The 242-nt window shown below is 37.2% G+C and carries 1 protein-coding gene; it reads right to left on the bottom strand.

Annotated features, from left to right (window positions below; all coding sequences use genetic code 11):
- The coding region (locus tag FAY33_RS19170; protein WP_143323077.1) for a transposase at window positions 1-214 on the bottom strand (214 nt) is incomplete at its 3' end.
- Window positions 215-242: the final 28 nt, after the last annotated feature.

Here is a 242-nt window from a genome sequence, read left to right as displayed (position 1 = left end):
GCTCAATAAGTTCCTTTTGTTCCGATGTAAGATTGTCTTTCTCTTTAAAAGAACCACTATTATTGGCTTGCTGAATCCATTTGTCCAGCAAGGAGGAGGCAATATCATATTCTCGGATAATGTCACACTTACGTTTTCCATTATTATATAATTGTATTACTTGGTTCTTGAATTCGTCCGTATAGGTACGGCGAGGGCGTCTTTCAACAGTCATGGGCTTAGCTCCTTTTACTTTATAATTA

Source organism: Clostridium sp. HBUAS56010 (assembly GCF_007115105.1).
GTDB lineage: Bacteria > Bacillota > Clostridia > Lachnospirales > Lachnospiraceae > Lacrimispora.
Note: the sequence above shows the minus strand (reverse complement) of the source record. Positions and strands in the feature narration are given on the sequence as shown.